This window comes from Rhizobium azibense, assembly GCF_004342325.1.
GTDB classification, from domain to species: domain Bacteria; phylum Pseudomonadota; class Alphaproteobacteria; order Rhizobiales; family Rhizobiaceae; genus Rhizobium; species Rhizobium etli_B.
Genome location: NZ_SMBJ01000002.1, coordinates 426,231 through 438,263 on the forward strand (window position 1 = coordinate 426,231; position 12,033 = coordinate 438,263).

Sequence of the window (12,033 nt, forward strand, 5' to 3'; positions counted from 1 at the left end):
TGCAATACCGGGTCTTCGCGCACATCAAAATGAAAAATTGCGTTTACGGGTGAACTGAAGCCATAGCGTCCACCTCAAACGGCAACCCGAAACAGGCAAACCGCCCGAGCGCGCCGCTCACTTCGCTGCACGTTCCAGAACAGGCATTCAGCTTTCATCATTCAATCACGCCTGTCCGCAGCGCCGCGGCCACCAGAGCTGTGTCCTTGTAGACTGCAAATGTATCCTTCAGCGCTTCGATATGCGTTCGCACGGTATGCACCGAGCACCCGAGGATGATCGCAATCTCCTGCGCGCTCTTTCCGTCGCACATGAGCGTCAGGATTTCCCTCTCTCGCTTGGTGATGTGGATCTCGTTCAAGTTCTTCCTCTTCGCTTAACGCACTGCGTGGCTCCCAATAGATATAGGTGCGTCGTGCGCTCGTCGGAGGCAGTACGAACCCGTTTCGAGAATTCTGGGTGCCTTGTGCAACAATGCGGCCACTGCTAGCTGGTCTGAGCATGCCCCGACCGCACCCTTTGTCCCGTTCAGACCTGGTCGAGCCGTTTAAGGCTCGCGACATCTCTGCCGGTCTCCAGCTCAAGCGTTCTGCCAATGGCAGAACCTGCGGTCTTATATAGGCACTGGCGCAGCGATGCACGACGGCAATCGGGCCCAGGCGTCAGCTTATTTCACGGGAAGAAGCCCTTACCAGCACGACATGGTTGAGTATTTTGCAGAAAAGGCATTGCGATTACCCTAGGCGCACTTTAAGGTTGCGTTTCGTGTCGCCTGTTGCAGAGGTGGATCATGCTGAGTTCCTTCCGTATTCTGGAGATTATGCACCAGGGTGTCGCGCTGCTGGATGCCGACTTGCGGGTTGTGATTTTCAACGAGCGGGTGGGGGAACTGTTGCAGGCACCCAAAGGAGCCATCGAAATCGGCGTCAGCGCGACAGGGATGGCTGCTCAGATTCCGATCCTTGGCCGGAGTCAGCTATCCGGCGACAGTCAAGAGAGCTGGCTCACGCATCTCCTCACTCGCTCAACCCTGTTGCATCAGGAGATCTGCGTTGGTGAGCGGATCGTCTCCTTGACCTCCACGCCGGTGGACGACGGCGGATGGTTGATCAGCTGTGATGACGTTTCGGCGCTTGCAAGCATAAGAAAGGATATGGCCGATCAGAACCGCCGCTTCGATGCGGCACTGGCAAACATGCCGCACGGACTGTGCATGTTCGATGCTGACAAGAACCTGTTGCTGTGTAATGCAGGCTATTGTCGCTTGTATGACCTGCCCGAAACCTTGACACGGCCGGGGACGCCTCTTTGGAAAATCCTCGACTATCGGCAAACAGCTGGAAACGCGCCGGTTCAGCGGGATGCGTATTTCGATGTTGTCGTCGAAGCCGCGCTAAGGGGTTCTGCCGCCAGTGAGAATATCGTCTTGACGGATGGCAGGGTGATAAAGATCACGCATAACCCGATGGAAAACGGCGGCTATGTCGCAACCCATGAAGACGTCACCGAATCGGTGCGTTCCGAAGAACAGATCAAACACATCGCTGGTCACGACCCGCTTACCGGCCTGCCCAATCGCACGCTCTTGCGTGAGAAGCTTGAAAAGGACCTGGCCCTTGGTAGCGGGGCTCAGCGCAGCGCGCTGTTAAGCCTGGATCTGGATCGCTTCAGACATGCCAATGATACATTGGGACATGCAGTTGGCGACCTCCTGCTGAAGGCGGTAACCGACCGGCTGAAGAAATGCCTGAGCGAGGGCGACAGCATTGCGCGACTGGGCGGCGACGAATTCGTCGTCTTTCAGGAAAAGGCCCAAACGAAGGAGCGCGCCGCTGCCCTGGCGCAAAGGCTTGTCAGTGCCATCGGTGAGCGGTTTATCGTCGAGGGGCAATCTGTTCAAATCGGCGTAAGCATCGGCATTGCGATGGCTCCTGACGACGGCGACACGGCAGACGGTATGCTGAAGAATGCCGACATCGCTCTCAACAAAGCGAAAACCGATGGCGGAGGCAGCTATTGCTTCTTCGAGCCTACAATGGATGCCGGCATCGACAAGCGGCGCAAACTCGAACTCGACCTTCGGCAGGCTATCGCAGGCAGCCAGTTTGAAATCTACTATCAGCCGCAGGTCAATGCGGGAACCGCAGAGATTGTCGGCTTCGAAGCGCTTTTGCGTTGGCACCATCCCGAGCGGGGCCTGGTTTCACCGGCTGAATTCATCTCACTGGCGGAAGAAACCGGCTTGATCGTGCCACTTGGGGAATGGGTGTTGCGCCAGGCCTGCAAAGATGCCGCAAGCTGGCCAGGGCATGTAAGGGTTGCGGTGAACCTTTCCCCCGTTCAGTTCAGAAGCCCCTCGCTTGCCCATACGATCATTTCTGCTCTTGCTGACTCCGGTCTCTCGGCTGTTCGGCTTGAACTCGAAATTACCGAATCCGTCCTTCTCACTGACAGCGAGGCGGCCCTGGCAACCCTGCACCACATCAAGGGACTCGGAGTGAGGATCGCCATGGACGACTTCGGCACCGGATATTCCTCCTTGAGCTATCTAAGGCTTTTCCCGTTTGACAAGATCAAGATCGATCAATCGTTCATCCGTGAACTTGGAGATTCCAAGGATTGCGCCGCCATCGTGAAGGCGGTGGCTGATCTGGGATCCAGACTGGGTATCACGACCACTGCCGAAGGCGTCGAAACGACCGACCAGCTCGATCAGGTAAGGGAGCACGGCTGCACCGAAATTCAGGGATATTTCTTCGGAAAACCTCTGCCTTTCAATCACGTCGAGAAACTCCTGGGCAAAGGATCGCCGGGCTAGTCGCCGGGCCCCTTCTCGCGTGACAAAAGCGCAGCAGATCCTCGCGGTTGATCGACTTCGCCGCAGCACAACCTCAAAGTATGACCTGGCGCCGGACGCCTGGGCGTCCGGCGCCACCCCAGCGCAGATGGAAGAAAGCTACTCCTTATGTCTTAGAAAGATCGTTGCAAGCGGCGGCAGTGTCAGAAGGACGGAGTATTCCTTGCCGTTATTTGGCTGGCGTTCTGCCCAGACCTCAGTCTGGCCAAGATTGGCGCCCCCGTAGATCGCCGCGTCAGTATTGAGTACCACCTGCCAGCGCCCGTCCGTGGGCACTCCGACCCGGTAAGCGTACCGCGCAACAGGGGTGAGATTGGACATAATCAGCACCAGCGACGAGCGATCGGGCGAACTGCGAAGCATGCCCAAAACGGAGTTTTGCGCGTCGTCTGCGACCGCCCATTCGAAGCCAGCGGCATTGAGATCGCTGAACTGTAGCGCCGGCTCTTGCGCATAGAGCTTGTTGAGGTCGCGGATCAACCGCTGAATTCCTGCGTGAGCGGGATCGTCGAGCAAGTCCCAATGAACGGAGCCATCGTGGTCCCATTCACTCTCCTGACCAAGCTCGCAACCCATAAAGATGAGTTTCTTGCCTGGATGTCCCCACATGAAGCCGAAGTAAGCGCGCAGATTGGCAAGCCGTTGCCAGTGGTCGCCGGGCATCTTTGCGACAAGCGACCCCTTGCCGTGCACAACCTCGTCATGGGAAAGCGGCAGCATGAAATGTTCTGAATAGGCATAGATCATGCCGAACGTCATCGTCGTATGATGATATTTGCGGTGAACCGGATCCTCCTGCATATAATGCAGGGTGTCGTGCATCCAGCCCATGTTCCATTTGAAATCAAAGCCGAGCCCGCCGTCCTCTGGCCGGGCCGTGACCCCTGGCCAGGCGGTCGACTCTTCGGCAGCTGTAAAGGCGTGCGGGCACCGATGATGGATGATGCTATTCAGGTGCTTGAAGAATTCCACCGCTTCCAGATTCTCGCGTCCGCCATATGCATTGGGGATCCATTCGCACTCGTTGCGGCTGTAGTCGCGGTAAAGCATTGAGGCCACCGCATCGACGCGCAGACCGTCGACGTGATAGTGCTCCAGCCATTCAAGGGCACTGGCGATCAAAAACCCTTTCACTTCATTGCGGCCGAGATTGTAGATCAGAGTGTTCCAGTCCTTGTGGAAGCCCTCGCGCGGGTCTTCGTGCTCGTAAAGTGCGGTGCCATCGAAGCGGGCAAGCCCCCAGACATCTGTTGGAAAATGCGCCGGCACCCAATCGAGAATGACGCCTATGCCGGCAGCATGGCAGCGGTCGACGAAGTAGGCGAAGTCATCCGGAAGGCCGTAACGTCCGGTCGGGGCAAAAAGACCAAGCGGCTGGTAGCCCCACGAGCCGCCGAACGGATGTTCCATGATCGGCAACAGCTCGATATGCGTAAAGCCGAGATCCCTGGCATAGGGAATCAGCCTCTGGCTGAGTTCGACCCAGTCGAGAGGCCGGTTTGCCTCCTCGGCAATCCGGATCCAGGAGCCGAGATGCACCTCGTAAACCGAGATCGCACCTTCGAGTGCACGTGCACCACGGTGAGTGCGCATCCAGTCTTCATCGCTCCAGCGGAAGCGTTTTGAAGGCGCGACTCGCGAAGCCGTAGAGGGTGCAGCCTCGCTGGCGCGGGCAACCGGGTCAGCTTTTTGCGGCAGGAGATTGCCGTTGGCATCAATGAGTTCGAACTTGTAGCGTTCTCCATGCGTCAGACGCGGGATGAAGAGTTCCCATACGCCGGCTGAAGGACGCAGTCTCATCGGATGCCGGCGACCATCCCAACTGTTAAAGTCGCCGACCACGGAAACCCGTCGCGCATTGGGTGCCCACAGACAAAATCGCACACCCTGTATGCCGTCGATCTCCATCGGAATGGCGCCGAGCGTGCGACCGAGATCATAGTGGGTGCCTTGAGAGATTAGATGCAGGTCAAGCTCACCAAGCAGCAATCCAAAAGAATAGGGATCCTCCGTTTCCTGCACGGCATCCGGCCAGTTGATGCGAAAGAGGTAATTCGTCGTGCTGCCGATCGCTCCGGCAAACAGCCCGCCTTCATGAATCGTTTCCAGTCTTGTCACCACGCGGCCGGTGTCGGCCTCGATCACGTCGACGGATGCTGCCCCGGGCAACAGGGCTCTTACGACCGTGAGATCGCCATACTCGTGGCGTCCGAGTATTGCGAATGGATCACCGTGGCGGCCTTCGACCAGAGCCTGAAGGCCCTCCTGGACGGTGCCGATCATCAAGTCTGTGCGCTCGTATCTCATGCGACTTTCTCCAGCAGTCTCGATGCGATGGCAAAGAATCCTCCAAGCGGCAGCGCCAGCCAGCTGGGCCTGTTGCGCGCTTCATAGGCGATCTCGTAAGCGGCTTTCTCCAGCAGGAAGAGATCGAGGATGCGACCGCGCGACCTGGTCGTAACGTTGAGTTCGCGCACATCATCGATCACTTCGAAATAGGCACTGAGGAACGCCTGTTCGGCCAGGTCGATGAAGCGCCTGACGAGCGCGCTGTGTCTTTTGTCTTCCACTTCGCTTACCCGTTCCCGGTCAAGATCGGCCGATGCCGCCAAATAGCTAAACGATCTTAAGAGACCAGCGACATCCCGCAGGGGATTGGTCTTTGCGCGCCGTTCGGCAAGATCACGTGCAGGCTCGCCCTCAAAATCGATGATGTAGGCATCCCCTTCTGCAACCAGGACCTGGCCGAGGTGGAAATCGCCGTGATTTCGGATCATCAGCGTACCGACTGCAGCCTTGGCGAGATCGTCAACAGCATTCAAGAGATCCTCCCGCTGCTCGACGAGGAAAAGGATCTGTTGGGCCAGCGCCGGCGCTAGGCTGTCGCCGCTTGCCTCGAGCATGGCAAGGCTGCCGCGAATTTGCTCCCTTACAGCCTTTGCCCAGCGAGCGGCGTCCTCATCGGTGATGCGGGCGGGCTTGAAAGCTTCGTCGTCGGTCGGCCCCGCCAACGCCGCATGCAATTGGCCGAGCCGCTTGCCAACGGTCGCAGCGAACTCGACGAGCGGCTTGAAATACTCGTCGGCCGCCTTGCCGTCGACGCCGGTCACCACGACCTCGTCGGTAGAGCGACGCAGATTGGCCAGCATCCAGTTCCACGCATCGCCCTGGTTGCGAATGGCTCTCTGCACGATAATCAGCGTGTAGCGGCTGCCATCGGGTGTGACATGAACCACTTCGCCGAGCAGGTGCGCGGTATTGGCATATCCGACGCTGGTCAGCTGGCGGGTCATCTCGACTTCCGGATGGACACCGGGGAAGATATGGCGGATGAGCTTTACCATCGCCATGTCGCCGACGATCAGCGAGCTGTTGGATTGCTCGGCAGAGAGCCAGTGGACTTGGATGTCATCATCGACGCTCATGCAGTCGAGCTGGGCGGTCCCTAGAAATTCGATCTTGCCAGCGCGACCGGCAATGACGGCACGGTCACAGAGGCCTCGTATGACGCCGCGTGCAAGTCCTTCCATCGCAAATCCGTCGGTCAGGAAGCCGACGCGGCGGCCCTGACGGAGACGGGCAAGGGCAAGTTGCTGGGCAAGAGCGCTCGGCTGGCTGTCATCCCACGACACGGCAAGCGGCAAAAGATATGTCTCATTGTGAGCTTCCAGCTCGGCTTCCAGTTCTGCAAACAAGATGTTGCCTGCGAATGGAAACGGCATGGCGGAAACCACGGACGCACGTCTTAACCTCTCGCCCTTGGCGGCAAACCAGCGCCGCTTGCCGAGATAGGCCGGCAGCACCTCACTCGAAAGCGTACCTGAAAGGCGAGGCTCATCGAGCAGTTCCTGCAGGTCACGTCGCACGACCATCGTCACCATGTCCTGCATCTGCTCGGGAGGCTCGGCGCGCCATGCGGGGCCATCACTCTCCTGGCTGAGCTGGAACCAGAAGAAGCCATAGGGGGGCAACGTGAGAAGGTAAGTGAGTTGACCGATCGGCGGGAAAGGAGACATGCCCGTCAGCTCGATCGGCACGTAACCGGCAAAATTGGCAAGATCCAGCTCGACGGCTTGCGGCAGGCGCGACAGGTTGGCGACGCAAAGGATCGTTTCACCTTGGTATTCCCTGAGATAAGCAAGGATCTTCCTGTTGCCGGGCGACAGGAACCGTAAGGAACCGCGCCCGAACGCAGTATGCTTGTTGCGCAAGGCCAACATGTGCCGTGTCCAGTTGAGCAACGAATGGGCATCGGCCCCCTGCGCTTCGACATTGACCGCCTCGTAGCCGTAAAGCGGATCCATGATGGGCGGCAGAACGAGGCGCGCCGGGTTTGCCTTTGAAAAACCGCCATTGCGGTCCGGAGACCATTGCATCGGCGTTCGCACGCCATCGCGGTCGCCTAGATAGATATTGTCGCCCATGCCGATCTCGTCGCCGTAGTAGAGCACGGGCGTACCAGGCATCGAAAGCAGAAGCGCGTTCATCAGCTCGACGCGGCGGCGGTCGCGCTCCATCAGCGGCGCAAGACGTCGTCTGATTCCGAGGTTGATGCGCGCGCGCCGATCTGCGGCATAGATGTTCCAAAGATAGTCCCGTTCATCATCGGTGACCATCTCGAGCGTCAGCTCGTCATGATTTCTCAGGAAGATCGCCCATTGGCAACTCTCTGGAATCTCGGGCGTTTGCCGCATAATATCGGTGATCGGGAACCGATCTTCCTTGGCAATTGCCATATACATGCGCGGCATCAAGGGGAAATGGAATGCCATGTGGCATTCATCGCCATTGCCGAAATAGTCGCGGGTATCCTCCGGCCATTGATTGGCCTCGGCAAGCAGCATCTTGCCAGGGTGAGTGGAATCGAGTGCTGCACGGATCTTCTTCAGGATTTTATGCGTCTCTGGCAGGTTCTCGTTGATTGTCCCCTCGCGCTCGACCAGATAGGGGATTGCGTCCAGTCGGAAACCGTCGATTCCGGTTTCCAGCCACAAACGCATCACATTTAGAAGCTCTTTCAACACGAGCGGATTATCGAAATTGAGGTCGGGCTGGTGGGAATAGAACCGGTGCCAATAATAGGCGCCGGCGACAGGATCCCAGGTCCAGTTGGACTTTTCAGTGTCAAGAAAGATGATCCGGGTTTCCGGGAACTTCTGATCCGTGTCCGACCAGACATAGAAGTCGCGCTCTGGCGAGCCGGCCGGGGCATGGCGCGCCCGCTGGAACCACGGATGCTGATCGGAGGTGTGGTTGATGACGAGCTCGATCACGACCCGCAGTCCACGTTGATGTGCAGCCTCCACGAAGGCTTCGAATTCCTCCATGGTGCCATAGTCAGAACTGACATTGGTGTAGTCGGCAATATCGTATCCATCGTCACGGCGCGGGGACGGGAAAAACGGCAAGAGCCATATGACATTGGCTCCGAGCGAAGCGATGTGATCGAGCTTCTCATGCAGTCCCTCGAAGTCGCCGATGCCATCACCATTGGCGTCGAAGAACGACTTGATGTGAAGCTGGTAAATGACAGCGTCCTTGTACCAGAGGGGATCGGAGTCTTGCGTGCTTTTCGGCGTCCCGGCCTGCGTCTGACTCCGGCCTGCGGTTGCGACGTCCATTTTGCTTTCCTCCCTTATCTCACGCGCCAGATCGAAAACGGCAGCCCGGCGTGCGGGTCGAGCCGAAGGCGCTGAACCTTGCCGGTAAAGGTGAATTTGTGGCCGTTGATCAGGTCTTCGAGATCGAGTGCGGCATGGTCCGGCAGGTTCCATGACCAGAGCGGAATTTCCACATCTGCCTCGTGGGCGTTGTGCGGGTCGAGATTGACGGCGATCAGCAGAGCGTTCTCGCGCCCGGGGCTCGCTTTTTCGTAGAACATGATGTTGTCGTTCCCGGCTGTGAGAAGCTGCAGGCCATGGTGGGAATGCAGAGCCGGGTTTTCATTGCGGATGCGGTTGAGCATCGTGATTTCGGACTTGATGTTGCCCGGCCGATCATAGTCCCAGGCCCGGATCTCGTATTTTTCTGAGTCGGCATATTCCTTGCGCTTGGCGTCCGGGCGACCCTCGCAAAGTTCGAAACCGTTGTAGACACCCCATAGTCCCGACAGCGTCGCTGCGAGCGCAGCGCGAATGAGATAGGCCGGGCGAGGTGCATTTTGCAGAAAGTCGGGGTTGATGTCGTGGGTATTGACGAAGAAGTGCGGACGGAAGAATTCCTTGGGTTCTTCCGTCGTGATCTCACGCATGTACTGTTCGAGTTCCCACTTGGCGTTGCGCCAGGTGAAATAGGTGTAGGACTGCGAGAATCCGATCTTGGCGAGACGGTACATCACCTTTGGTTTCGTGAAGGCTTCCGACAGGAAGACGACCTCCGGGTGCCGGCAGCGGATATCAGCAATCAGCCACTCCCAGAACGGGAAGGGCTTGGTATGCGGATTATCGACCCGAAACAGCTTTACGCCGTTGTCGACCCACTTTTGAACAATGTCGCGCAGCGCAATCCACAACGAAGGGATTGCCTCACCTGCGTAAAAGTCGACATTGACGATGTCCTCGTATTTCTTGGGCGGATTTTCCGCATAACGTATGGTCCCATCCGGTCGCCAGTCGAACCAGCCCGGATGCTGTTTTAGCCATGGGTGATCGGGGGAAGCTTGGATTGCAAGGTCAAGCGCTATCTCCAGGCCCTCGTCCTTGGCCGCATCGACCAACCGGCGGAAGTCCGCGAAGCTGCCGAGTTCGGGGTGAATTGCGTCATGACCGCCTGCCTGCGAGCCAATTGCGTAAGGACTGCCGGGATCGCCTGGTTCTGCACGCAGGCTGTTGTTCTTGCCCTTGCGATTTGTCGTCCCGATCGGGTGAATAGGGGGAAAGTAGAGCACATCGAAGCCCATTGCGCGGATGGCCGGCAACCGCTTGATAACATCATCGAACGTACCGTGACGGTTTGCATCACCGCTCTGGGAGCGCGGGAATATCTGGTACCAGCTTGCGAAGGCAGCCGCCGAACGCTCGACGTCGAGGGGGATGACCTGAGACCGGAGCCGGTAAGGACGCCTATCTGCTGCCGCCATGAGCTCGGCAGTTTCCGTAGCGAGCAGGATTTCGGTGCGCCGTGCATCCTGCGTCTCAGCCAGTTCGTCGAACAAGACCTTCAGTCGGCTCTTGACCTGGCCGTCGGCATGATCGAGCGCGTCCAGTACGAGGTTGATCCCTTCCTGGATTTCCAGCCTGAGATCGAGACATGCCTCATGCTTCTTGACCAGTTCATAGCGGTAGATCTGGAAGGGGTTGCGCCAAGCTTCCACGACAAATTCATGCCGCCCCAGGCGCTTTGCCACGAATTCCGCACGCCAGCGGTCATTTTCGACGAGCTCCATGCGGACTTCGTTCCATCCGCCCTGGTCGGCCGGGCGCCAAAGAAGCGCCGCCGACAGCGGGTCATGACCATCTCCAAAAATATCGGCTTCAACCCTTATCGTTTCGCCAACAACGCGTTTGACCACGAAACGGCCCTCGTCTACCGCCGGCGTGATTTTTTCGATAGCAAGTCTTGCAGACGCCGCAGCGTCGCTGGCTGCCGGTACAGCAAATGCGTCAATGATGGGAACGGACGACAGTCCTTCAAAAACGCGAAGCTCACCCGGTTTCAACTTCAGTCGGGCGTCAAGGATCTCGCCTTCGGCCTGCGGATTGCTCAGCGGCAGAAATGAGGATGCGGCCTCCCGCAAAAGATTGAACGGGGCGCCGACGCTGCGCCGCAGATCACGATTGAGGACGACGACACGCACTTTTTGTGAGCTTGGCATATCCTCCCGATCGGTCTGCATCAGAGCAACGGCCGGCGTTTGGCTGGTGGAGATGAGCTTGAGCGGCCGACGCGCGAAACCGGCAGCCGTCTTGTTCGTCCAGGCATTTACCGCGCGGATATCGCCGGAAAGGTCAAACGCTCCCTGTTCGCGAAGGCCGCGCAGGCCGGTCCCGTCCCCATGCAGCGGATCAAGCGGTGCGGCGGCGCCATACTCGAAGCCCATTGGGATCATCAGGCCGCTGGCAAATGTGGAAGACAGCCGCAAAGCTCTCACCGCCTTGCGCTGCAAGACCTCCCTGCTGTCGGTCCCGTGGGCGACGCGCTTGGCGAACGGCGCTTCCGGAAAGGTGATCTGATAACCAATCTGCCGCTGGATCTGGTATTCCTCCATGATCCAGCGTTCCTCGAGGTCCCACCATGCCAGCGAGGAGAAGCTGCCATCAAAACCGGTTCCCTGCAGGGCCTTGCGGACTTCGAAGTCGCTGCCCGGAGTCCAGGCCAGAAAGGTCGTTTCCGGCGCAGATCTGCGGGTCGACAAAATCACGTTGAACCAGGCTTGCGGCGCAAGGTTCTCGATCCCGAGGCAGCGAAAGCCTGAAATTCCGAGACCGGTAAGCAGCCTCATCCGAGTGAGCCAATCTTCAAGATGGCCAGGATCACGTGTAGGATCGACGCGCCGGCTGCCGGCTCTGTGCGGTGGCACCCGCGGATCGGCGACGACTGAACCTGGCGCCTCCCCGTCGACCGCCACCCGATCAATGGCCAGGTCGAGCATGATCTTGAGCTTGTTGTGTGTCGCCGCTTGGACCAGGGCTCCGACGGCCGCCGTGACAGAACTACCCAGCCCCAATGCCGGGTCGAGCCGATCGAAGTCTTTCGTGACAAAGACACTGCTGTGATGACGGCGTTCGAAAAGTGGTGCCGTCAGAACCGTGTCAAAACCAAGATCTCTTACATGCCCAAAGACCTCCTTCCACGCCGCCAAACCCTTCAACATCAGGGGATGCACGTAGTAGATCTGCGGCGGAAGTTGCGAGCTTCGCGACACGACTTGAGGGCGCGTGTTCATTGTGAGTCCCTAACCTTTTCAGCATTAACTGCAAGGCCGCCGTGCTTGTTCCTTTTTTTTGCTGGTGCAATTGACCATCATTTCCGGGCATGGCGCCGGGTTTGGGTACCACAGGTCGCTCACCGGATGAGGATCCGGCGCTGTAGCGGCCGCACTGCGCCCTGCCCTGGAGGGTCCCAAAGCCGCAGTTGCAGGCGATACTGCCGCCATGGCAGCGCATGTCAGACAGCGCCGTGCGGTGCCGCACCGATGCGCCACGCATCAGGTGGCAACGGTGTCCAGAAAAGATCAT

At 58.5% G+C, this 12,033-nt stretch carries 5 protein-coding genes; 1 reads left to right on the forward strand and 4 read right to left on the reverse strand.

What is annotated here, in order from left to right; all coding sequences use genetic code 11:
• Nucleotides 1-157 precede the first annotated feature (157 nt).
• Nucleotides 158-361: a response regulator transcription factor gene (locus EV130_RS06140; RefSeq protein ID WP_022716742.1), complete on the reverse strand. Its 204-nt coding sequence runs from the start codon at nucleotides 359-361 to the stop codon at nucleotides 158-160.
• A 429-nt stretch (nucleotides 362-790) separates the two neighbouring features.
• Here EV130_RS06140 and EV130_RS06145 point away from each other — a divergent pair, with 429 nt between their 5' ends.
• On the forward strand, nucleotides 791-2,818 hold the full coding sequence (locus EV130_RS06145) for a putative bifunctional diguanylate cyclase/phosphodiesterase (protein WP_132551712.1): 2,028 nt from the start codon (nucleotides 791-793) through the stop codon (nucleotides 2,816-2,818).
• 138 nt (nucleotides 2,819-2,956) lie between these two features.
• On the opposite strand, the gene glgB is transcribed toward EV130_RS06145, so the two are convergent.
• The 3 genes from glgB to EV130_RS06160 are packed head-to-tail and all read right to left on the reverse strand — an operon-like array spanning nucleotide 2,957 to nucleotide 11,741.
• Nucleotides 2,957-5,164 (reverse strand): 1,4-alpha-glucan branching protein GlgB, encoded by a 2,208-nt coding sequence (glgB, locus tag EV130_RS06150; RefSeq protein ID WP_132659614.1) that lies wholly within the window; start codon nucleotides 5,162-5,164, stop codon nucleotides 2,957-2,959.
• Nucleotides 5,161-8,478: a maltose alpha-D-glucosyltransferase gene (gene treS / locus EV130_RS06155; protein WP_132659616.1), complete on the reverse strand. Its 3,318-nt coding sequence runs from the start codon at nucleotides 8,476-8,478 to the stop codon at nucleotides 5,161-5,163. The genes glgB and treS overlap by 4 nt, the downstream gene beginning before the upstream one ends.
• Nucleotides 8,479-8,492: 14 nt before the next feature.
• The gene (locus tag EV130_RS06160; protein WP_132659618.1) at nucleotides 8,493-11,741 is read right to left on the reverse strand and encodes a maltotransferase domain-containing protein; all 3,249 of its coding nucleotides are present in this window, start codon (nucleotides 11,739-11,741) and stop codon (nucleotides 8,493-8,495) included.
• Nucleotides 11,742-12,033 lie beyond the last annotated feature (292 nt).